We start from the raw sequence: 21309 nt of genomic DNA, 5'->3' as shown, positions 1-21309 counted from the left end.
GAGATGCGTCGCGCGCAGGCCAGCGCGGCTCTTCCGCGATGGTCCCGTCGCCCGATCGCCCACCGCAATCAGTCGTTTCGTTCCATCCCAGGCTGGTTTCCGGGCTCCGGAGCCGTCCTTTCGGACTTCGTCGACGCCTTCCCGGAATAATCCAGTGGCCTGTTGTCGACGGTTTGGCTCCGCTACCGTTGCGGGGGCAGCGCCGGACTTTGACCGGCTTCCCAATTATCCGCATCGCAATCCGCGCGATGCAGCACCAAGGATGGACTTACACTAGGAGAAACCTCTGTTTCGCGGCTCTTGACCTGCGACATTCCTGCGGCGCAAACGGAACATTGTGGCGTTGATGAAACAGGCGGTGTCAGGGGGTTCAGTCGGCCCATTCGGGATCGGTGGTGAAGACGATGGTCAGCCAGCGATCCGGGCCTTCGTCGCCCAGCGCCTCGCCGATCTCGTCTCGCAGCGCGTCCCATTCTTCCAGGCGCTTGGCCGGCCAGTCGCGGGGGACGATGAAGAACAGCTCGATCTGCTTGCCGCGCCCGACGCGGGCGACATAGGAGCGATAGGAAAGAAAGCCGAATCGGGAGACGACGTCGCTCGCCACGGCATCGACATGGCTCTTCAACTCGGCCGGCGTGACCAGCAGGATATCGGCCAGCGCCTGCTTGACGTTGGCGAGCGGTGCGGGAACGATGAACAGGCAGATGGCGGCGAGCACGGCCGGGTCGATATAGGGCGCGGTCCAGGCGAAGCGCGTGCCCTCGACGCCGTAGCCGATCAGGAATGCGATCAGCAGCGCCGAGGTCAGCGCTGCCGACATCATCCAGGCCTTGGCGTCGAGTGCGATGAAATTGGAGCGGATCGTCCGGTTCGCCCGCTGCGCGAACACCGCCATGCCGCAGGCGACCGACATCGTCACCAGCGTGAAGGCGATGGCCGGACCGAATTCCACCGGCCGTCCGCCGGTCAGCAGGCTGTCGACGGCATTGATGAAGGCATAGATCGCCGCTCCCATCAACAGCGTGCCATTGAGACCGAGCACCATCGGCTCCAGATGCCAGAAGCCCATGGTGAAGCGTTCGATCAGCCGCCCCTTGACGGGCGGCACCGTTGCCGAACTGGCGATCAGCCGCGAGACCAGCAGTGCCAGCACGGTCATGAAGGCATCGGTCAGCGAATAGAAACCGTCGAAAACAATGGCGAAGGAGCCGGAAACGAGGCCGATAACGATGCCGAAGACCGCGAGCAGGACGGTGGCGACGATGGAGAATTTCAGGACGAATTGCTCGGTCATGCGGGGTCCGGCAGGCGTTTTCCGTTCGATCGGCGCGACTGTCGCAGATCCCTGCGGAAAACGCCATCGCCGCCGCCCGTCAGGCGCTGCCCTGGAGATAGTCGTCCGTGGAGACGAGATTGGCGTATCCGAAGGCCAGCGCCGACATGAAGGCGGCGTGGACATCGGCGGCGGCAACGATCCTGCCGCCGAATTCGAGATCGCGGGTGGCGACCGCATCGTGAACGACGGTCGCCGGATAGCCGTAGTCGACGGCAGCACGGGTGACGGCGTCGATACACATATGGCTCATCGCGCCGGCGATGGCGACGTCGCTGACGCCGTTGGCATCGAGGACGTCCTTGAGGCCGGTGCCCTGGAAGGCATTGATCGCCTTCTTGACGACAACCGTCTCGCCAGGCGCGGGGGCGACGGCCGCATTGATTGCGGCCCCTTCCGTCCCGGGAGCGAAGAACGGAGCATCTGCCTCCGCCGATTCGTGGCGTATATGCACGACGAGATCGCCGCGCGCGCGGGCGGCGTCGAGAAGGCGCGCCGCGTTGCCGGCTGCTGCCGCCGTGCCGACCAGCGGAAACTTGCCGCCATCGAAATAATCGTTCTGCAGGTCGACGATGATCAGGGCCGTCTTGCGCATGTTCGCTCCATAAAAGAAGACCGGCATGCCGTTCACGCCGGTCTGGATGCTCTGGAGATCATCCAATTTTCGCGATCGATGCAAGGTGATTGCGAGATGACGGCTGCAATTTTCTGTTACAGCCGTCGTTTCCTCAATCAATGTCGAGGCGCCGTTCGAAAGCCTCGATGCGCCAGAACCATCGGCAACTGACCGCGCGAACGCGGCGATCAGTTCTTATGGTCGTTATGGCTGTTGTCGCCGCCCATCTTGTCGACGGCATATTCGACGGCAACCTCGCCGGCCTTTTCGAAGGTCATGGTGCCCTTGAATTTTTCACCTTGCTTGGGCAGGCGCTTGAGTTCCTTGAACATGATGTGGAAGGCGCCGGGCTTCAATTCGACGGTGCCGCCGGCGGGAATCTCTATGCCGCCCTCGACCGGGCGCATGGTCATGACGCCATTACCGTCGACGGCCATCTCGTGGATTTCGCCCTTTTCGCTGATCTCGCCGGTGACGGCGACCAGCTTGTCCGGCATCGAGCCGTTGTTGGTGATGGTGGCATAGCCGGCCGCGACCTTTGCGCCGGGCGGGGTGGCGCGCGACCACGGATGGACGATCTCGATATCGCCGACCTTGAATTCATGAGCGATGGCGGCCGGCATGGCGGCGATCAGCGCAAGGCCGGCAATGGCGCCACGCAGGGCGGCGGAACGGACGAACGGAATGGACATGGGTAACTCCCCGAAAATGGTCTGCATGAAAATGGAATGATGGCCATGACGGCCTGTTTCATGCGCAAAGCGGCGGCGCGCGGGGATTCCCGGGTGCATGGCTGGCATGGCGGGGAAGCGCGAGCGCGCGCGGCAGTAGCGGGCCGATGGCAATCCACGCCCCGGAGACGGCGAGCATCTCTCCGGCCGGTTCCGTTGGAAGCAGCGACGCGGCGGGTTGGCAGGCCAGCGTGCAGCAGCCGGGCATGGCTGCGGGATCATGCTTGCCGGGCAGGCCGGTTTCGTCCGGCATCGTGACGCAGAGCGGATTGCCGAAGACATCCAGCGGCGCGGTGGCGACGAATGCGGCGTTGGCATAGGCACCGAACAGGCCTTGCAGGAACAGGACGATCGCGGCGGCAAGCGCCACGCCGATCCGTCTGTTTCCCGCCGTTCGATGCATTTTGCTGCCTTTCGTTTGCGTCGTCTTATCAGCCGGTGGCCGGCTTGCAAAGCGGCCGCCTGGGGAGGAGTTTTTCGCTATTTGCGAGAATACCTCTTTGTCCTGGCGCAATTTTGCCGGTGGTCCTCAAGGAATTTTCACCGATCTGCATCAGCCCGCATCCGGCTTGCGGCAGGAGAGAATGAAACGGCGATAAAGCAGGGTGCGCAGGCAGTTGCGCAGATCCGCCGTTCTGCGCTGCGCGGCGGCGATCGGTGCGTGCGAGGCGATGTCGAGCCCGACGAAACCCGTGCGGCGAAGAAGCGCCGCCAGTTCGCCGGCCGTCAGGCCATGGCCGAAGGGCAACCGCGACATGATGCTTCGGTGGCGGTCGCCCATTGCGCCGTCATAATGCGGGTCTTCGCCTTTGAGGCGGTCTATGATCTTGATGGTCATGCCGGCCAAGCGGCCAAGGCGTGTCGGGTTGGCCCAGTCGCCGTCGAAGACCAGCAGCCTGCCGCCGGGCTTCAGCACCCGGAACCAGTCGGCGAAGGCCTCTTCCGGCCGGGTGAGTGTCCAGACCAGATGCCGGCAGACGACGGCGTCGTAAAGTCCATCCGGCTCCATGGTGTTTTCGGCATCGGCAAGGATGAAACGCACCTGGTCACGGCCGGCATGCTTGGCGCGGGCGACACTCAGCATCGCCTCGGAGAAATCCAGCGCAGTCACCCTATGGCCGCGCGACATCAACACGTTCGAGACCTCGCCGGTGCCGCAGGCGAGTTCGAGAACCGAGAGTGGCCTGTCCCCCAGCGCCCGCGTCACCGCGTCGCCCCAGGCCTCGAGCTCCGGCCCGGGCGGAATGCGATGGCCGAAGGCGAGGTCGAAGGTCAACGAGCGCCGCGACCAGTAGTCACGGATATCTTCCTTAAGCGTGTAGTTCGCGGTCACGGGTTTGACGCGCGCTGGAACAGCTCTTCGAGGCGCGGCTTGGCGCGGGCGGGCATGTCGACGGCGCGGTAGCTTTCCGGCAGGCTCGCCTTGCCGACCTTGACCAGCATCACCATGCCCATGCCGTAATGCGGCGAGCATTTGATGCCGTAGAAGCCGTCCTTGTCGAAGCCGGTCTCGAAGGGCTCGTTGATCTTGCTCTTGAAGCCGGCGGCGCCGTCCGGGATCATGCCATCGATGGTCGCGGCATTGTGGCTCTTGTGAGTGGGTATGAAGCGGATGCGGTCGCCAGGCTCAAGTTCGAGATAGTCTGGCTCGAACACCATCGTTCCCTTCTCCCCACGATTGAGCATCTTCACCTCGAAGGTCTCGGCCAGCGCCGGAACGCTCAGCAGCAGGCAGGCGGCTATCGTCGGGAAAGCGATTCTGATTGTCATGTCGGTCCTTGATCGGATGGGAGGGCGGCAGGAAACGGATGTGGCAGCGCCCGACCTCGTCAGCGGAAACCGCGGCCTCGACGCCGAAGACGGCGCGGATGCAATCGGGCGTGAGCACGTCGGCGGGTGTGCCGATGGCGACCAGCCGGCCGCGATCGAGCACGGCGATGCGGTCGCAGAACATGGCGGCGTGGTTGAGATCGTGCAGGGCGGCGATGACCGTCAGGCCCTGGCGGCGCACCAGATCGAGCAGGCCGATCTGGTGGCCGATGTCGAGATGGTTGGTCGGTTCGTCGAGCAGCAGCAGGCGCGGCTCCTGCGCCAAGGCGCGAGCGATGTGCAGCCGCTGGCGCTCGCCGCCGGAAAGGCTATGCCAGAAGCGGCCGGCCTTGTCGGCCATGTCGACGTTTTCGAGCGCGTTTCGCACCATGGCGTCGTCATGGGCCGCCCAGGGCGAGAGTGGGCCCAGATAGGGCGTGCGGCCGAGTTCGACCACCTGACGGGCGGTCATGCGCTCGGTGGTTTCCGCCTGCTGCTCGACGAAGGCGAGTTTCTGCGCCAGCGCCCGGCGGCTAAGGGTGGCGAGGGCCACGTCGTCGATGGTCACCGCGCCCCCGTCGGGCCGCCGGAGACCGGCGAGCATCGAGAGCAGCGTACTCTTGCCCGATCCGTTCGGGCCGATGATGCCGATGAATTCGCCGCTGGCAATCTCCAGCGAGATATCGCGGACGATGGAGATGCCGCCGACCGACCAGGCGAGATCGCGTGCCGAAATCCTCATGGCCGCGCTCCTTTCTGCCCCAGAAGCAGGGCAAATGCCGGCGCCCCGAACAGCGCGGTGATGACGCCGATCGGCAATACCTGGCCCGGCACGACGATGCGTGAGAGAATATCCGCCCCGATCATGAAGACGGCGCCGACGAGCGCTGCGACCGGCAACAGCAAGCTGTGGCGGACACCGACGAGCATGCGCGCCGCGTGCGGAATGACAAGGCCGATGAAACCGATGGAGCCGACCAGCGACACCATCGCCGCCGTCATCATGGCGCAGGTGCCGATCAGCACGACATAGACGCGGCGCACCGGAATGCCGAGCGCCGCGGCGGATTCCGCGCCGAAGGCGAAGGCGTCGAGGGCGCGGGCATACCACAGGCAGACGCCGAGGCCTGCCAGCATCGCCGGCAGCGCCAGCCAGACATCCGGCCACCGGATGCCGGAGAGATTGCCGAGCAGCCAGAACATGATGCCGCGCGCCTGCTCGGCATTGGCCGCCTTGGTGACGATAAAGGATGTCATCGCATTGAAGAGCTGCGAACCGGCGATGCCGGCGAGAATGATGGCGCTGTTGCCGCGCCCGGCGCGGGCGGCAAGCAGCGTCACCAGCGCGAAGGCGACGAGCGCGCCGACGAAGGCGCCGGCCGGCAGCGTGAATAGCCCGGCGCCGATTCCGAGAATGGCGACCGCGACTGCGCCGGTCGAGGCGCCGGCGGAAATGCCGAGGATATAGGGATCGGCCAGCGGGTTGCGCAGCAGCGCCTGCAGCACCGTGCCGGAAAGCGCGAGTGCCGCGCCGCAGCAGGCGGCGACGACGGCGCGGCTGAGCCGGTAGCTCCAGACGATGCCTTCGTCCAGCGGCTCCAGCGCATAGGCCGCGCCGAACAGACGGTTGGCGACGGTCTTGGCGACCACATCGAAGGGGATCGCCGTCTCGCCGATCGCGGCGCCCGCCATGAGCGCCAAGACGACGATACCGAGCGCCGCGAAGGCGGCGCCCGGCACGGCATATCGGGTCAGCGTCCGGTTCACTTCGCCAGGCCGGTGGCGGAAACCGCATCCGCCAGCGCCTCGATGCCCTCGATCGTGCGAATCGTCGGGTTCATCGCCTGTGCGTCCATCTCGAAGACATGCTTCTCCTTGACGGCAGGCATCAGGCTGGCGACCGGGTCGGTCTGGAGGAACTTATGCTTGACGGCGATGTCATCGGCGGGGAAGCGGCGGCGCTCCATCTTGCCGGCGACGATCATGGTCGGGTTGGCCTTGGCGATGGTTTCCCAGCCGACCGTCGGCCATTCTTCCTCACTGTCGATCACGTTGCGGATGCCGAGCGCCGACATGATGTAGCCGGGCGCCCCGTTTTTGCCGGCGACATAAGGATCGATGTCCAGCTCCGCACTGGAGAACCAGAAGACGGCTGAAAGCTTGCCATCGGCCGAAGCGATTTTTGCCTTGGCGGCCTCTTCGCGCTTCTTCAGATCGGCAACGACGGCTTCGCCGCGATCCTGCACGTTGAAGATGGCGGCGAGATCGCGGATTTCCTGGTAGATCAGGTCCATGGTGAACACCGAATGGCGCACGCCGTCGCCGCCGCCGGTATTGTCCTTGCCGATGCAATCGGCGGGCGAGGTGTAGACGGGAATGCCGAGTTCTTCGAACTGGCCGGGCTTGGCGACCACGCCTTCAGGGCCGACATGCCACTGGAACTGGGCGGTCACCAGATCCGGCTTCTTGGCGACGACGCTTTCGAAGCTGGGATCGTTGTCGGCAAGGCGGTCGATTTTGGCGTTGACCTCTTCATAACCCTTCAGCACCGGGCCAAGCCAGACGGCGGTGCCGACCACCTTGTCTGAAAGGCCAAGCAGATAAAGAATCTCGGTGCTGCTCTGGCCGATGGAGACGGTGCGGGTCGGCGCCTTGGTGAATGTCACCTGCCGGCCGCAATTGGTCAGCGTCAGCGGATAGCTGGTCTCGGCGGAGGCTGCCTGGCCGGCAAGGCCGCTGGCGGCGAGCGCGATGGCGCAGAAGCCCGCGCGCAAGGTGGATGCAAGGGAAAGGGTCATGGACGATTCCGTTCGGTTCGTTCGGAGATGAGATGAGGCGGCGATCAGGCCGGCAGCGGGCGCGGATCGGTCAACGACGCGGACACGACGGGAATCGGGTGCGAAAAGGAGGATATCCTCGCATGAGGCGTAGACATGGCGTGGCTCCTGTACCGGGCATCCCCGCCCGTAACGTTGGATCAAAGCGCGACGGCAGGTCTCCTGGCTCGCAGATATCTGCCTTTCGTCTACCTTCCCGCGCCTTGCGGCGCAGTGGCACGACATCGTTTCGATGTCCGGGGACGAAAGGCAATCCGCTCACAGTTGCGGGGGCAGCCACGGTCTTGGCCCCTCCTGGGGTCTTCCGCACCGTGTTCCCTATTAATCCCCTCCACCTCATGGTCGGGGAACCGTCGACACGCACATAATGCCCGGCGAAGGGCGGCGTCAAGCATTCTTGTCTCGCATAGACATGTTAATGTTATATGGTCACACTTTACCGCCGATGATTTCTGTCAATTCGATCCGGTTGCACCTTGTGGATGCCGAACCGTCTACCCGCGAGATTGATTTTCGTATGCAATAGTTTTATCATAGTGCATACAAGAAAACGCTATGGTGATCCGTGATGGACAGGCTTTTTACAGGTGCGCGGCTCAATGACGGATCGCTCCGTGACATCGCCGTCAAGGACGGGCGCATTGCCGCGATTTCGCCGTCCGGTTCCGGACCGGCGGCGGCCGAAACGGTGGATCTCGGCGGCGCGCTCGTCGTTCCCGCTTTTGTCGAGGGCCATATCCATCTCGACACCAGCTTTTACGGCGACCGCTGGATCCCGCACAAGCCCTGCACCAACGGTTTCAACGTGCATGAGCGCGTGGCCTTTCAGGCCGAGAACATGGCCGCCGCCGCGCCGATGGACGAGCGCGCCCGCAACCAACTCGATCTCTGCATCGCCAATGGCTCCCTGCAGATGCGCAGCCATGTGATGGTCGACGGCTCGGTCGGGCTGCGTTCGCTGGAAACCATTCTGAAAGTCCGCGAGGATTATCGCGGCCGCATCGATATCCAGCTTGTCGCCTTCCCGCAGAACGGCATCCTGAAAAGCCCGGGGACGCCGGAACTGCTGGATGCCGCCATCGGCCTCGGGGCAGATGCGGTCGGCGGCCTCGATCCGGCGAGTTTCGACCGCGATCCGCAGGCGCATCTGAACGTCGTCTTCGGCGTCGCCGAAAAGCATGGCGTCGATATCGATATCCACCTGCATGATTTCGGCACGCTCGGCGTCTTCACCATCGAGGAGATCTGCGCGCGAACCACGGCGCTCGGCATGCAGGGCCGCGTCGCCGTCAGCCACGCCTATGGGCTTGGCGATCTTGGAGCGGATGCGGCGAAGAAGGTCGGGGCGCTGATTGCCGAAAGCGGCGTGTCGATCATGACCAATGCGCCGGGCGACCACGCCTTCCCGCCGGTGGCGCTGCTGCGCGCCGAGGGCGTCAACGTCTTCGCCGGCAGCGACAATATCCGCGATTCCTGGTGGCCCTATGGCGATGGCGACATGCTGCGCCGCGCCGAAGTCGTCGGCTATCGCTCCGGTTTCTATACGGATGACGAACTGTCCGCCGCCTTCGACATGGTGACCTTTGCCGGCGCCAGGGCGCTACGCCTCGAAGGCTATGGCCTCGACATCGGCGCCAAGGCCGATTTCGTGACGCTCGATGCCGCGCATGTGCCGGAGGCCGTGGTCGCTGTGCCGAGGAATCGCAAGGTCTTCAAGGAGGGCCGCCTCGTCGCCGAAAACGGCCGCGTGGTTTAAAATTCGCGCCCGCCGCGCCGCAATTGCCACAGGAACCAGGGGCCGCCGATGAGGGCAGCGATCAGGCCGGGCGAGAGCGGCCAGGGCCAGGCGAGCACCCGCCCCAGCCATTCCGATGCCGCCATCATCAGCGCGCCGATCAGGCCGCTGGCGATGGCGGCGGATGCCGTCTTGCGGAATCCGAGCAGCATGGTGAAATGCGGCACCATCAACCCGATGAAACTCATGGGACCGACGATGACGGTGCCCGCCGCCGTCGCCAGCGCCGCAAGGCCGAGGCCGGCGAGGCGCGTGCGCCCGATCGGCACGCCGAGACTTGAGGCGGCCGGATTGCCGAGCGCGATCAGGTCGATGGGCCGGGCATAGAACAAGGTAGCGATCAGGGAGAGGCCGCCGACCGCGCAGGCGCCGAGCGCAGAAGCGAGATCGATGCCGCCGGTGATCCCCGAAAACCAGCCGAGCAATGCCGCGCCGCGCTGGCCGCCGCTGGCCAACGCCAGCACCAGCAGCGCATTGGCGGTACTGCCGAGGCCGGTGCCGATCAGCAGCATGCGCGTCGGCTCAAATTGCAGCGGCCGCCCGAAGCCGGCGACCAAAAGCAGCGCCGCGCCGGCGCCGAAGGTGGTGATGACAAGCTTTGCCCCGAGCCCGCTATCCGGCAGGACGAGAAAGGCGAGCGCCATGGCAAAGCCGGCGCCATGGCTGACGCCGAGCACATCGGGGCTGGCCAGCGGATTGCGCAGCAGCCGCTGCAGGATCAGCCCGGCCAGCGCCAGGCAGAAGCCGGCACCGCTGGCGCCAAGCAGCGGCGGCAGCCGCCATTTCAGGGCGATGTCGAGATCGACGGCGGTGACGAAGCCGAAACCCTCCGGCCCGCGTCCGTAAAACAGGCCGAACAGGAAGACGGCGATCAGGGCAAGGGCAAGTGCTGCTATAAGCACCGGCCCCCGGGCCGGCCGGCGGGGCGACAGGTTTGGCGCGGGTGTCGGCGCGGCCTCGCTCTGGCTGCGGTTGCGCCGGGCGAGGAGGATGAGCAGCGGCCCGGTCAGCAGGCCCGCCGCCGCGCCGACCGGCAGGTCGCCAGCGACCAGCGACAAGAGGCGCATGAGTTGGTCGGTGAACAGCAGCAGCAGGGCGCCGGTGACGGCGGCGCGCAGCAGGCCGGGTTGGGCCTGCCGCCAGAGGGCGCGGGCGAGCGCCGGCGCCGCGAGGCCGATGAAGCCGATCTGGCCGAATTCCGCCGTCACCACGGCGGCGAGAACCGAGGCTGCGACCAGCAGCATCAGCTTGATGCGCCGCACGGAAAGCCCGAGGCTCGCCGCGCCGCCATCGCCGAGCGACAACAGCCGCAAGGGCCGTTCGAGCAGCAGCAGGAGGACGGTGGCAGCCGTGACTTCCGCGATCAGGCGCAGGCTGGGCGCCCAGCCGCTCTGTTGCAGCGAGCCCGCCTGCCAGGCGAGCAGGTTGACGAGGAAATCATGGTTGAAGAGGACGAGGACCGCGTAAGCGGCGGCGCAATAGAGATTGATCATGACGCCAGCGAGCACCAGCACCGGCGAGGACAGGCGCGGCCCCCATGCAACCGCAAGCACCACGCATAGCGCCAGCCCCGCGCCGCCGAGCGCCACCAGTTGATAGCCATGCGTCCACAGGGCAGGCGCGAAAACCAGGCTTGCCGCCAGCGCCAGCATCCCCCCGCCGGAAATGCCGAGCAGGCCGGGCTCGGCCAGCGGATTGGAAAAGGCGCGCTGGAACACCGCACCGCTGAGCCCCAGCGCAAAGCCGGCGACCAGCGCCGCGACGATGCGCGGCAGCAGGCTGTAGAAAAGCACGGCCGGATCCGGCCGGCCGGCAAGGCCCTGAAGCGCAAGGGCTGCGGCGGCAAGGGCAAGCAGGACGGTCCAGACCGTTCCGGCAAGCGGGCGCGGTGCGGCGGCGAGGACGGTCGTCATGGCGTCGGTCCGCGCCTGGTGAGGGCGGCGGTCAGGGTCTCGGCCAGATGCAATGTCGTCAGGCAGCCGCCGAAGGGATAGAACTGGGCGATGCGCACCACGCGCTTTTTCCGCACCGGCGGCAGGCGATGCCAGAGCGCGCTTTCGGAGAGCGCCTTCTCGGTCTGGAGACTCAGCGTCGGGATTTCGATCTGTACGAAGACGGCGTCTTCCAGCGCCATCAGCGCATCGAGCCCGGTCTGGAAGACGCCGCTGGCATTGGTTGACCCCTGCCAGGCATTGGTGAGGCCGAGGCGGGTCAGCACCGCATCCGGCATGCTGTTGCGGCCGTAGATCATGGCGCGGCGGCCGCCCTGATCGGGCAGCAGCACGCAGACCGGCCGGTCACGGTTCACGCGCGCGGCAAGCTGGGCCATGCGGCGTTCGATATCGGCGAGCACGGCATCGGCGGTGCTGTCCGCTACCGCGGCGGCATGGGCGCATTGGCGCAGGATGGCGGCGGCGCGCTCGTAAGAGTGTTCGCCGGTCACCTCGGCCACGGTTTCCACCGGGGCGATCTCGGCAAGCCGCGGCGTCATGAACAGGCTCGGCGCACCGACGAAGATCACGTCGGGCCTGAGACGGTCGAGCAGTTCCAGGTTGATTTCCCAGAAGGGGCCGATGTCCTCAGTTTCCGCCGGCAGCGGGCGCGGCATGCGCAGGTTGAAATAGCGTGTATCGGAGACCGCCATCGGCGGCAGCCCAAGCGCCTGTAGCGATTCCGCCGCCGCCCAGTCGACCGCGGCAATGCGTTTTCGCTCCTGCGCCCGCAGCGGGGCACAGGAGGCGAAAGCGGCGAGGCCGCCGGCCAGAAAATGACGTCTGTTGAGCGTCATCCCTTAGAAATCGACGGTCAGCCGGCCGATAACGGTGCGGCGGTCGCCTTCGTAGCAGGAATAGCTGGAGTCGCAGGTGGTAAAGTATTTCTTGTCGAAGATGTTGGTGGCGTTGACCGACACCTTGGCATGTTCGTTGACCCGGTAGCTGGCGCCGAGATCGACCAGCGTGCGGCCCGGCACCCGGATGGTGTTGGTGTTGTTGCCATAGGTCTCGCCGACATAACGCAGGCCGGCACCCAGCGAAACGCCGTCGAGAACACCTTCCTTGAAGGTATAGTTCAGCCATGCCGAGGCCTGATGTTCCGGCACCAGCATCGGGCGGTTGCCGATATTGGCGATGGCCGCATCCTCGGTGATCTCGGCATTGGTGTAGGTATAGGAGCCGGTGAAATCCCAGCCCGAACCGAGGCTGAACTTGCCTTCCAGCTCCAGCCCGCGCGAGGCGACCTCGCCGGTGGCGACGGCAAAGCCGCTCGGCAGGTAGTTCAGCACATTCGACTTGGCGATATCGAAATAGGCGATGGTGAACAGGCCGTCGAAGCCGGTCGGCTGGTACTTGACGCCGACTTCCCACTGGCGGCCGACCGAGGGATCGAAGGTATTGCCGCTCGCATCGACGCCGCTGTTCGGCACGAAGGATTCCGAATAGCTGACATAGGGCGCGACGCCGTAGTCGCTGACATAGCTGAGGCCGGCGCGGCCGGAGAAGTGGCCGATGTCGAGATTGGTGTCGAGGCCGGTCAGGCGGTTGTGGTTGTCGAGGTTCAGCCAGTCGTAACGGCCGCCGAGCGTGGCGATGAAGCCATTGCCGAACTTGATCTGGTCCTGCACGTAGAGGCCGGCCTGCGAATAGCGCTCGCCGTAATTGATGAACTGGTTGGTCGGCTCGGGAATGCTGACGCCATAGACCGGGGCATAGGGATTGAGCGACGGGGCCGGGCCGGTGTAGCGCGTCACGTCGGCATCCGACCAGCTATAGTCGAAGCCGAGCAGCGCCTCATGCGCCAGCGCGCCGGTATCGAATTCGCCGTGCAACTGGTTATCGACGGCGAAGCTGTCGAAGCTTTCGTCGAAGCGGCGGGTGAAGCGGTTCAGCCCGTTGGCGCCGACGCCGGAGAGGAAGATGTTGTCGAGCAGGAAATTGGTGTGGCCATAGCGCAGGTTCTGGCGCACGCCCCAATTGTCGTTGAAGCGATGCTCGAACTCGTAGCCGATGGTCTGCTGCTTCTGGACGGAGCGGTTGAAGGAGGGATCGCCGAGCAGGATGCCGGTGGGCGTGAACAGCATGATGGTGCCGCCGCTCGTATCCTTCAGCGCCTGCGCCGAGACGGTCAGACTGGTGTCCTCGTCGCGCTTGAAGGTGACGGAGGGCGCGATCATCAGGCGGTTGTCCTCGATGTCGGAACCGTCCGAATAGCCGAACTGGGTATTGGCATCGCGGGCGACGCCGACGACGCGGTAGAGCACGCTCTTGTTCTCGTTGACCGGGCCGCTGATGTCGAAAGCGGCCTGCTTGCGCTGGTTGCTGCCGAGCTCCAGTTCGACCTGGCGGATATTTTCCTCGGTCGGCTTCTTCGAGGTCTTGTTGACGAGACCGCCGGCATCGCTCTGGCCGTAAAGCGCGGAGGAGGGGCCGCGCAGCACTTCGACGGAATCGAGCTGGTAAGGATCGGTGCGGAAGAAGCTGTAGCTGCTGGAGACCTGGCGCAGGCCGTCGAGATAGGAACTGGTGCTCTGGGCGTTGAAGCCGCGCATCAGGATCCAGTCATAACCCTTCGGGTCCGGGCCGTAGGTCTCGATGGTGACGCCGGGAACGTAGCGCAGCACTTCGGTGACGCTCTGGGCGTTCTGCGCCTCCATCTGCTTGCGGCCGATGACGGTGACGGATTGCGGCACCTCGATCAGCGGCACGTCGCCCTTGGTCGCGCCCGTGGCATTGGTGGCGACGAAGCTGTTGGCGCCCTTGGTGTCGCCCTGCACGACGATGGGTTTTAGAACCGTCGAGCCGTCGGCATTGGCGGCGTCGTTACTGGCCGCGCCGGTTGCCGGATCGTAGATCTGCACGGTCGTGGCATTGCTGAAGCGATAGGTCAGGCCGGTGCCGGACAGCAGCGTGTCGAGCGCGCCCTGCGCCGTCATCGCGCCGCGCACCGGCTTGCCGGTGGCCGGCATGGCGCGGTTTTCACGGAAGACGACGGAAAGGCCGGTGATGCGGCCGATATCGTTGACAGCCTGGGTCACGGGTTTGGCGGTGATGTTGAAGCTGAATTGCCGTCCCTGTTCCTGCGCCATGGCCACGCCGGCAAAGCCTGATGCCGTCGATGCCAGCAAGCCCGCGCTCAGCCCGTAGACCACGCCGCATACCCCGATCCGTCTCATTCCGATGATCCTCTCGCTACACGTCACAAGGCCCGGGAACTGGTTTCCCGAAGCCTTTCTGACTGCTTCACGGATGAAGACCGCCGGCACTGAACCGGAAAATGCAAAATTCTTGAGAAGAACTTTCAAGTATTTGAAGAAAAAGGTCAATTTCTTAAGGGGTGATAACCGCGATGCGGCCGCCGAGGCCGGTCAGGCGAAAGCCGACGCTGGCCTGCAGCGAGGCGAGCGCCGCATCGGTATCGGCAAGCGAGAAGCTGCCGGTAACGCGTTCGTCGGCCAGGCGGCTGGAGGCGATGACGATGCGGCCCTTGCGGTAGCGGCCAATTTCGGCGAGCACATCGCCGAGCCGCGCCCGGTAGAAGACGAAACGGCCGTCGCGCCAGGCGAGACTGTCGCCGAGATCGACGCTTTGCACCGGGGCGAGGCCATCTGCGCCGAAGGCGACCTGCTGGCCGGGCTCCAGCACCGTTTTGGCCCGCGCCGCTCCCGCCGTCACCGAAACGCTGCCCTGTTCGAGGGTGACGAGGCCGCTGTCTTCCAGCAGCCGCACCTCGAAACGGGTGCCGAGCACCCGCACCTCGCCATCGGCGGCGATCACCTTGAAGGGATGCTGCGGGTCGTGTTGGACCTCGAAGAAAGCGCCGCCGCGCAGCAGCCGCACCTGCCGCTCGCCGCCGGCAAAATCGTCGGCCAGCGCGCTGTCGGCGTCGAGCAGCACGGTCGACCCGTCCGCAAGGCGGATCTCAAGACGTTCGCCGCGCGGGCTGACATAGTCGGCGGCGAAATCCTGCACCATGTTCGGCCGTTCCAGCCAGACGGCCGTGCCGAGAAGACAGGCGAGGATGACGGTCGCGCCGGCAAGGCGGCGGCTGGATTTGCGCCGGTCCTTGGCGCCGTCCATCGCCTTGAGATAGACGGAAAGCTCGTCGGCTTCCGCTTCCGCGAGACGCTTGCCCGGCTGTTCGGCGGCTTCCCATGTCTGCGCCACCGCGCGAAACGCTTCAGCATGGGCGGGGTCGGCCTGCCGCCAGGCCTCGAAGGCGGCGCGGTTACGGGCGGTCGGCTCCTGTAGCAGGCGCACGAACCAGGCGCGGGCCTCCGCGTCGATGTCGGGTTTCGAAAGCTTTGCGGTCATCGATCTGCGGCCCCGGTCAGGAGGAAAGCGTTTCCTGGCAGGCGGCGACGGCGCGCGCCATGTGTTTGGCCACCATGCGCTCGGACATGCCCATGGCGGTGGCGATCTCGACGAAACTTCTACCGTGGATGCGGTTGAGAAGGAAGACATGCCGGGTCTGCTTCGGCAGGGCCGCCAGCGCCGCGTCGATGCTGCGCACGCCTTGCCGCGCTTCCAGTATCTCATGCGGCGAGGCGGGCGGGGCGGCATATTGCTCGGGCAGCACGCCATTGGCGAAGGCGCGCCGGGTCTGCTCGGTGCGCAGGTGGTCGATGGCGGCATTGCGGGCGCAACGGTTGAGATAGGCGGCATCGCTGCCCTTGCGCACCGGCGCGCGCTCCCACAGCCGCAGGAAAATATCCTGCACGAGGTCGCAGGCCGTCGCGGCGCAGCCGACGCGGCGGCCGATCTGCCGGCGAAGCCGGTCGCCCTCGGCGACATAGAGGCTGGTGATGTCCTCGTTTCCTGCTGTCATCTCGATGAAGGCGTCGTTTTTCGCCGCTGGATCAAACTTATGTCTCGGCGCTGCATAGAAGACGCGTTTCCTGCCGGCAAGAGCCGGCTAAACGCCGGCTAGAGCGGCATTTTTTCATTGCTTCGGAAATTGTGGTGAAGAATACTCATGTTTTCTTGGGGCTAGGCGGCTAACGGGCCGACAGGCAGCGTTCCGAGACAGTCGAAGACGTCGAATTGCCTGCCCGCTTTTCAGGAGCGTGTTGCGGAAAAAGCACGGGATTCGATCGCATGCCGCTGGAGAATCGGTGGTGCGCTTATTTTCGCAAGCGCCTGTCGGATTACTTCCGTCGGCACCGTCCTTTGGCTATCGAAACGACATAAAGAGGAACCCGCCATGTCCGACGCCAAGGCGATCAAAGGCCCTGCCTCCTATTTTCCCGTTATCGAGAAGACCTACGGCAAGCCGGTCGACCATTGGCTGACGCTGCTCGGCGGCATGGCAGCGGCGAAGCATATGGAGATGGTCGCGATGCTCAAGGCCGAGGCGGAAAAGAGGGGCTGAAGGCGGCGCGGGTTTCGCGCCGCCACAGGCTGGTCGTCAGCCGGAAATCTGCAATGCGACGGTCTTGGCGACCATGGCGAGCGAGATCGCGCCGGCATCGGGGTGGCCGATGCTGCGTTCGGCGAGCGGGCGGGCGCGGCCGAGCTTCGGGGTCAGTTTCGCGGTTTCGTCGGCGGCCTTGCCGGCGGCCTCGGCAGCCTCCGTCCAGGCCTGCTTCAGCGGCTTGCCAGCGGCGAAGGCGATTTCCAGCTTTTCCACGAAAGGCACGAAGGAATCGACCAGCGTCTTGTCGCCCGGCTTTGCGCCGCCGAGGCCGGTGACGCCGTCGAGCGCGAGGCGCGCGCCCTTGACCACGGCTGCGCCTTCCGGGCCGGCCTGGTCGGAAAGCGCATTGCTCCAGGCGCGCAGCAGCAGGCCCCAGATGGCGCCGGAGGTGCCGCCGGCGCGGTCGGCCCAGGCATCGCCCGCGGCGGCGAGAACGCTGGCCGTACCGGCGCCGGCCGCAACGGCCTTTTTCGCCGCCTCATGGGCGGCGGTCGCGCCGCGTGTCATGCCCTGCCCGTGGTCGCCGTCGCCGGCCTGCGCGTCGATGCGGCCGAGCTCGTCCTCGGCGGCCTTCAGCATGGTCGAAATCGCTTCGAAGACATGGGCGATGCAGGCGCCGCCCGCCTTGCCGGCTTCGCTGGCGGCGGGAAAACGCAGGGCTTCGTTTTCATCGACGAGCGTGTCGGTGGCCGGCGTCGTGGCGATGGCAGGGCCGCGGCGCAGGACGGGGCTGTCGCAGGCGGCGGTCCAGTGGGTTTCCAGTTCCTCGTCCAGCCAGATCAGGGTCAGCGAGCAGCCCTGCATGTCGAGGCTGGTGACGAATTCGCCGGCTTCAGGGGTGACGATCTCAAGCCCGGCCTGCTTCAGCAGCGCGGAGACCTGCGTCCAGAGAACGAAAAGTTCTTCGTATTTCGTCGCGCCGAGGCCGTTCAGGATCGCGCCGACGCGGCGGGTGGCGGCCGGCTTTTCGGCGAGCAGTTTTTCGGTCAGCAGCTTTGCCAGATCGGCGGCGGAGACGGTATCCTCCTCGCGGATGCCGGGCTCGCCATGGATGCCGAGGCCGAGCGCCATCTTGCCCTTCGGCACGGTGAACAGCGGCTGGCCGGCGCCGGGCAGCGTGCAGCCGGCAAAGGCGACGCCGAAGGAAACGGTGTTGGCGTTTGCATGTCGGGTGATACGCTCGACCTCGTCCAGCGACAGGCCGGCTTCGGCGGCGGCGCCGGCGATCTTGAAGACCACGAGGTCGCCGGCGATGCCGCGCCGCTTGGCCGGCGTCTCGACGGAAGCGCTGGCGACGTCGTCGGTGACCGGTACGATGCGCACGTCGATGCCCTCGGCGCGCAGCCGTTCGGCGGCGACGCCGAAATTCAGGACGTCACCGGCATAATTGCCGAAGCCGAGCAGGATGCCGCCGCCCTGGTCGGCCTGCCGGCAGACACGGGCGACGGCCGCCGTCGAAGGCGAGGCGAAGACATCGCCCGCGACCGCTGCATCGGCAAGGCCGGGGCCGACATAGCCGGCAAAGGCCGGATAATGGCCCGAGCCGCCGCCGACCACCACTGAGACCTTGCCTTTCGGCACGGCGGTGGAGCGGACGACGCCGCCCTTCACCAGGCGCACGTACCGGCTGTAGACATCGGCGAAACCGGCAAGCGCGGTCGAGGCGAATTCCTCGGGGGCATCGAAAATCGTCGTCATGGCGTCAAGTCCTTGTCGTGCGCGGCAGGATGCGCCGCAGGTAATCGCGGTTGGCGGCGCTGACCGACAGACCGTCGCCGCCATAATGTTCACAGAGAAACGCGCTTGAGAAGCCGTGCGCCAGCGCCATGCGGATAGCCGCGCGATAGTTGATGATGCCGGATTCGAGCGGCGCGGGATGGGTGATGACGACGCCGGAGACGGGATCCTCGCTGCGCATGTAGTTCTTCACATGCCAGTATTTCGCAAACGGCGCGACCTTCTCCATCATCTGCTGCCAATGCTCCACCGGGCGGTGCAGACGCACGAGATTGCCGAGATCGGCATTGATGCCGACATTGGGCAGGCCGACATCGGTGACAAAGCGCACGGCGCTGTCGGCGGTGCCGAGATAGGTGTCCTCGTACATTTCCAGCGAAAGCTCGATGCCGACGTCCTCGGCATGGCGGCCAAGCTCGCGGATGCGCGACACGGCCTTGTCCCAGATGGCGGGATCGTCGGGGTTCTTCGGCCCGTCGGCGGTCCAGAACCACAGTGCCTTCTTCTGCGCCTCGGTCAGCGGCTCGAACAGGCCGAAGGAGACGGCACCTGCGCCGATGGTTTGCGCCGTGTCGATGACGCGGTGGCCGTAGGCGAGGTATTCGTCGCCATGGATGGCGTCGATGACGCTGCGTCGCGAGGTCGAGATCGCCGGGATGGTCAGGCCCATGGAACGGGTGAGCGCCATGAAGGCGTCGAGCCGTTCGGGGGAAAGGTCGGCGATACGCAACCAGCTATCGGTCGGGTCGAGTTCGGTGAAGCCGGCCTCGACCACGTCGCGCAGGGTGTCGGCCCATTCCTCCACCGATTGATCCTGCACCGAGCGGCCGTCCGGCAGCGTGTTCGGATACTGGATCATGGCGGCGGCGATCGGCCATGTCTCGTTGGTCCACGACATCGCGGTCTCCATGAGATGGGATGGAAGAGATCAGGCGGCGGGCGTGGCGGGCCGGCCCTTGCCGAGCTTGCCGAGCATCCAGAATAGAGCCGGGGAGAGGAGGAGGGCAAGCCCGACCAGCATCAGCGTGGCGACGAGGCCGTTCGACCAGAAGATCGACAGGTTGCCGCTCGACATCAGCATCGATTGCCGGAAGGCATCCTCGGCCTTGTCGCCGAGCACCATGGCCAGGACCAGCGGCGCCAGCGGATAATCCAGCTTCTTGAACACATAGCCCAGCACGCCGAAGACGATGACCAGCCACATGTCGGAAATGTTGCTGCCGGCCTGATAGGCGCCCGAAAAGATCACGGCGACGATGATCGGGCCGATGATCGAGAAGGGAATGCGCAGGATCGAGGCATAGAGCGGCACGGTGGCGATGACCAGGATCACGGCGACGATATTGCCGAGATACATCGAGGCGATCAGGCCCCAGACGAAATCCGGGCGGTCGGTGAACAGGGTCGGGCCGGGGGTCAGGCCCCAGATCATCAGCCCGCCCATCATCACGGCGGCGGTCGCCGAGCCTGGCACGCCGAGCGCCAGCATCGGCAAGAGCGCCGAGGTGCCGGCCGAATGGTCGGCTGTTTCAGGTGCCACGATGCCGCGCGGATCGCCCTTGCCGAACATCGACTTGTCGCGGGCCGAGCGGCGGGCGACGCCGTAGCTCATGAAGGAGGCCGCCGTCGGGCCGGCCGGCGTGATGCCCATCCAGATGCCGATCAGCGTCGAGCGGACGATGGTCAGCCAGTAGCGTGGCATTTCGATCAGCGTGCGGCCGATTTCGGAAAGCCGCACCTTGGCCTGCACACCGTCGAAGCGCAGGCCTTCCTCGGTGGTCAGCAGCAGCTCGCCGATGCCGAACAGGCCCATGACAGCGATCAGGAAGGAGACGCCCTTGATCAGCTCGGGGATATCGAAGGTGAGGCGCAGGTTGCCGGAGATCGTGTCCATGCCGATCGAGGCGAGCGCGAAGCCGATCATCATCGACACCAGCGTCTTGAACGGCGATTGCGCGCCCATCGAGATAAAGCTGGAAAAGGCAAGGAAATAGACGGCGAAATATTCCGGCGACGAAAACCGCAGCGCGAAATTGGCGACCCAGCCGGAGAGCAGCGTGATCATCACCACGCCGGCCAGTGCGCCCAGGCCGGCGGACACGAAGGCGAGCGTCAGTGCCCGCGTCGCTTCGCCGCGCTGGGCCATCGGATAGCCGTCGAAGGTGGTGGCGACGGAAGAGGGCTCGCCCGGAATGTTGAAGATGATCGAGGTGGTCGAACCGCCGAACAACGCGCCCCAATACATGCAGGAGAGCAGGATGATCGCCGAGATCGGATCCATCGAGAAGGTCAGCGGCAGGAGCAGCGACACGCCGTTCGGCGCGCCGAGGCCGGGCAGGACGCCGACCAGGATGCCGAGCGTCACGCCGAGCATCATCAGGAGCAGATGGTTCCAGCTCAGCACATGGCCGAAACCGTCCATCAGGAGACCGATATTTTCCATGTCTTTCCTCCGAAGACACCGACCCCGTTCGGTCAGTAGATGCCGAACCAGGCCTCGACCGGCCCCTTGAGCAGCGGAACCTTGAAGCCGATTTCAAAAATGACGAAGAAGAACACCGACAGCGCGATGCCGGCGGGCAGGCCGACCCACCATTTGTAGCGGCCCTGCAGGATCATGACGCCGGCGATATAGAGCGCCGTGCCGACATAGAGGCCGAGCACAGTGGAAATGCCGGCGAAGACGATCAGCGGCACCAGAAAGCCGGCGACCGCCTTGAATTGCGGGCCGGTCGCGAAAATCTCGCCGGCCGGACGATGCTTGACGAACGAGAAGACGAGATTGACGAGGCTGCCGAAAACGATCAGCAGGCCGATATAGAAGGGGAAATAGCCCGCATCCGGCCCCATCTCCGTCCAGCCGGTTCCCGCTTCCTGCGAGCCGTAGACGGTGGCGACGCCAAAGGCGCCGGTCAGCAGCGCCATGCCGGCTTCCATGACGAAGCGCGGCACACCCTTTTCCTGTTGTTCCTGCATGGCATGAACCTTTCCATGGAGATGCGGACGCCCCCGTGAGGGGCGCCCGCCCGATCTGCTTGGGA

At 65.5% G+C, this 21309-nt stretch carries 18 protein-coding genes, 2 pseudogenes and 2 riboswitches; of the genes and pseudogenes, 2 read left to right on the top strand and 18 right to left on the bottom strand.

The features are described from left to right. Nucleotides 1–72 precede the first annotated feature (72 nt). Nucleotides 73–276: riboswitch (cobalamin riboswitch) on the bottom strand. Between the two features lie 94 nt (nt 277–370). From P7F60_RS15560 to P7F60_RS15520, 9 genes and pseudogenes are all read right to left on the bottom strand, one after another. Then, nucleotides 371–1294 (bottom strand): cation transporter, encoded by a 924-nt coding sequence (locus P7F60_RS15560; protein ID WP_277918651.1) that lies wholly within the window; start codon nt 1292–1294, stop codon nt 371–373. A 79-nt stretch (nt 1295–1373) separates the two neighbouring features. Next, nucleotides 1374–1928 (bottom strand): cysteine hydrolase family protein, encoded by a 555-nt coding sequence (locus P7F60_RS15555; protein ID WP_277918650.1) that lies wholly within the window; start codon nt 1926–1928, stop codon nt 1374–1376. A 209-nt stretch (nt 1929–2137) separates the two neighbouring features. Continuing rightward, nucleotides 2138–2641 carry a copper chaperone PCu(A)C gene (locus P7F60_RS15550; protein ID WP_277918649.1) on the bottom strand — a complete coding sequence of 168 codons (504 nt, stop codon included), beginning with the start codon at nt 2639–2641 and terminating at the stop codon, nt 2138–2140. A gap of 58 nt (nt 2642–2699) precedes the next feature. Next, the gene (locus P7F60_RS15545) at nt 2700–3194 is read right to left on the bottom strand and encodes a hypothetical protein (protein ID WP_277918648.1); all 495 of its coding nucleotides are present in this window, start codon (nt 3192–3194) and stop codon (nt 2700–2702) included. A 39-nt stretch (nt 3195–3233) separates the two neighbouring features. After that, nucleotides 3234–4013 carry a class I SAM-dependent methyltransferase gene (locus tag P7F60_RS15540; protein WP_277918647.1) on the bottom strand — a complete coding sequence of 260 codons (780 nt, stop codon included), beginning with the start codon at nt 4011–4013 and terminating at the stop codon, nt 3234–3236. Further along, nucleotides 4010–4450, bottom strand: coding sequence for a pseudoazurin (locus P7F60_RS15535; RefSeq protein WP_277918646.1), 441 nt, complete (start codon nt 4448–4450; stop codon nt 4010–4012). The genes P7F60_RS15540 and P7F60_RS15535 overlap by 4 nt, the downstream gene beginning before the upstream one ends. A gap of 76 nt (nt 4451–4526) precedes the next feature. Then, a pseudogene (locus tag P7F60_RS15530) lies at nt 4527–5231 on the bottom strand (ABC transporter ATP-binding protein); the annotation flags it as partial. Then, nucleotides 5228–6256, bottom strand: coding sequence for an iron ABC transporter permease (locus tag P7F60_RS15525; RefSeq protein ID WP_277918645.1), 1029 nt, complete (start codon nt 6254–6256; stop codon nt 5228–5230). The pseudogene P7F60_RS15530 and the gene P7F60_RS15525, both read right to left, overlap by 4 nt. Next, nucleotides 6253–7287, bottom strand: coding sequence for an ABC transporter substrate-binding protein (locus P7F60_RS15520; RefSeq protein ID WP_277918644.1), 1035 nt, complete (start codon nt 7285–7287; stop codon nt 6253–6255). The genes P7F60_RS15525 and P7F60_RS15520 overlap by 4 nt, the downstream gene beginning before the upstream one ends. A gap of 173 nt (nt 7288–7460) precedes the next feature. Next, nucleotides 7461–7696, bottom strand: a riboswitch (cobalamin riboswitch). 198 nt (nt 7697–7894) lie between these two features. Between P7F60_RS15520 and P7F60_RS15515 the strand changes: the two genes are divergently transcribed. Further along, a complete protein-coding gene (locus P7F60_RS15515; protein WP_277918643.1) occupies nt 7895–9082 on the top strand; it encodes an amidohydrolase family protein in 1188 nt (395 codons plus the stop codon). Here the strand turns inward: P7F60_RS15515 and fhuB are convergent. The 5 genes from fhuB to P7F60_RS15490 all read right to left on the bottom strand — a co-directional run bounded on the left by fhuB (nt 9079) and on the right by P7F60_RS15490 (nt 15943). Further along, complete coding sequence (gene fhuB / locus P7F60_RS15510) at nt 9079–11034, bottom strand: Fe(3+)-hydroxamate ABC transporter permease FhuB (protein WP_277918642.1); 1956 nt, start codon at nt 11032–11034, stop codon at nt 9079–9081. The two genes, P7F60_RS15515 and fhuB, sit on opposite strands and share 4 nt — an antisense overlap. Further along, nucleotides 11031–11909 (bottom strand): ABC transporter substrate-binding protein, encoded by an 879-nt coding sequence (locus P7F60_RS15505; protein WP_277918641.1) that lies wholly within the window; start codon nt 11907–11909, stop codon nt 11031–11033. Before P7F60_RS15505 ends, fhuB begins: the two co-directional genes overlap by 4 nt. A 3-nt stretch (nt 11910–11912) precedes the next feature. Beyond that, a complete protein-coding gene (locus P7F60_RS15500) occupies nt 11913–14291 on the bottom strand; it encodes a TonB-dependent siderophore receptor (RefSeq protein ID WP_277918640.1) in 2379 nt (792 codons plus the stop codon). Nucleotides 14292–14445: 154 nt separating this feature from the next. Continuing rightward, a complete protein-coding gene (locus P7F60_RS15495) occupies nt 14446–15429 on the bottom strand; it encodes a FecR family protein (protein WP_277918639.1) in 984 nt (327 codons plus the stop codon). Nucleotides 15430–15445: 16 nt separating this feature from the next. Next, nucleotides 15446–15943 (bottom strand): RNA polymerase sigma factor, encoded by a 498-nt coding sequence (locus P7F60_RS15490; protein ID WP_277918638.1) that lies wholly within the window; start codon nt 15941–15943, stop codon nt 15446–15448. Between the two features lie 375 nt (nt 15944–16318). Here P7F60_RS15490 and P7F60_RS15485 point away from each other — a divergent pair. Further along, a pseudogene (locus P7F60_RS15485) lies at nt 16319–16468 on the top strand (DUF4287 domain-containing protein); the annotation flags it as partial. Nucleotides 16469–16522: 54 nt separating this feature from the next. Here P7F60_RS15485 and P7F60_RS15480 read toward each other — a convergent pair. The 4 genes from P7F60_RS15480 to P7F60_RS15465 are packed head-to-tail and all read right to left on the bottom strand — an operon-like array spanning nt 16523 to nt 21244. Then, on the bottom strand, nt 16523–18229 hold the full coding sequence (locus P7F60_RS15480; RefSeq protein ID WP_277918636.1) for a dihydroxyacetone kinase family protein: 1707 nt from the start codon (nt 18227–18229) through the stop codon (nt 16523–16525). Between the two features lie 4 nt (nt 18230–18233). Next, nucleotides 18234–19166 (bottom strand): sugar phosphate isomerase/epimerase family protein, encoded by a 933-nt coding sequence (locus tag P7F60_RS15475; RefSeq protein WP_277918635.1) that lies wholly within the window; start codon nt 19164–19166, stop codon nt 18234–18236. 30 nt (nt 19167–19196) lie between these two features. Next, nucleotides 19197–20711, bottom strand: coding sequence for a tripartite tricarboxylate transporter permease (locus P7F60_RS15470; RefSeq protein ID WP_277918634.1), 1515 nt, complete (start codon nt 20709–20711; stop codon nt 19197–19199). Between the two features lie 32 nt (nt 20712–20743). After that, nucleotides 20744–21244, bottom strand: a complete 501-nt coding sequence (locus P7F60_RS15465) for a tripartite tricarboxylate transporter TctB family protein (RefSeq protein ID WP_277918633.1) — start codon at nt 21242–21244, stop codon at nt 20744–20746. Nucleotides 21245–21309 lie beyond the last annotated feature (65 nt).

This window comes from Rhizobium sp. YJ-22 (genome assembly GCF_029601685.1).
Lineage (GTDB): Bacteria > Pseudomonadota > Alphaproteobacteria > Rhizobiales > Rhizobiaceae > Metarhizobium.
Note: the sequence above shows the minus strand (reverse complement) of the source record. Positions and strands in the feature narration are given on the sequence as shown.

Excerpts from the sequence above, each read along its gene's own strand:
- P7F60_RS15560 (WP_277918651.1), bottom strand. The coding sequence starts at position 1,294 with ATGACCGAGCAATTCGTCCTGAAATTCTCCATCGTCGCCACCGTCCTG.
- P7F60_RS15555 (WP_277918650.1), bottom strand. The coding sequence starts at position 1,928 with ATGCGCAAGACGGCCCTGATCATCGTCGACCTGCAGAACGATTATTTC.
- P7F60_RS15550 (WP_277918649.1), bottom strand. The coding sequence starts at position 2,641 with ATGTCCATTCCGTTCGTCCGTTCCGCCGCCCTGCGTGGCGCCATTGCC.
- P7F60_RS15535 (WP_277918646.1), bottom strand. The coding sequence starts at position 4,450 with ATGACAATCAGAATCGCTTTCCCGACGATAGCCGCCTGCCTGCTGCTG.
- P7F60_RS15520 (WP_277918644.1), bottom strand. The coding sequence starts at position 7,287 with ATGACCCTTTCCCTTGCATCCACCTTGCGCGCGGGCTTCTGCGCCATC.
- P7F60_RS15515 (WP_277918643.1), top strand. The coding sequence starts at position 7,895 with ATGGACAGGCTTTTTACAGGTGCGCGGCTCAATGACGGATCGCTCCGT.
- fhuB (WP_277918642.1), bottom strand. The coding sequence starts at position 11,034 with ATGACGACCGTCCTCGCCGCCGCACCGCGCCCGCTTGCCGGAACGGTC.
- P7F60_RS15505 (WP_277918641.1), bottom strand. The coding sequence starts at position 11,909 with ATGACGCTCAACAGACGTCATTTTCTGGCCGGCGGCCTCGCCGCTTTC.
- P7F60_RS15500 (WP_277918640.1), bottom strand. The coding sequence starts at position 14,291 with ATGAGACGGATCGGGGTATGCGGCGTGGTCTACGGGCTGAGCGCGGGC.
- P7F60_RS15495 (WP_277918639.1), bottom strand. The coding sequence starts at position 15,429 with ATGACCGCAAAGCTTTCGAAACCCGACATCGACGCGGAGGCCCGCGCC.
- P7F60_RS15490 (WP_277918638.1), bottom strand. The coding sequence starts at position 15,943 with ATGACAGCAGGAAACGAGGACATCACCAGCCTCTATGTCGCCGAGGGC.
- P7F60_RS15480 (WP_277918636.1), bottom strand. The coding sequence starts at position 18,229 with ATGACGACGATTTTCGATGCCCCCGAGGAATTCGCCTCGACCGCGCTT.
- P7F60_RS15475 (WP_277918635.1), bottom strand. The coding sequence starts at position 19,166 with ATGTCGTGGACCAACGAGACATGGCCGATCGCCGCCGCCATGATCCAG.
- P7F60_RS15470 (WP_277918634.1), bottom strand. The coding sequence starts at position 20,711 with ATGGAAAATATCGGTCTCCTGATGGACGGTTTCGGCCATGTGCTGAGC.
- P7F60_RS15465 (WP_277918633.1), bottom strand. The coding sequence starts at position 21,244 with ATGCAGGAACAACAGGAAAAGGGTGTGCCGCGCTTCGTCATGGAAGCC.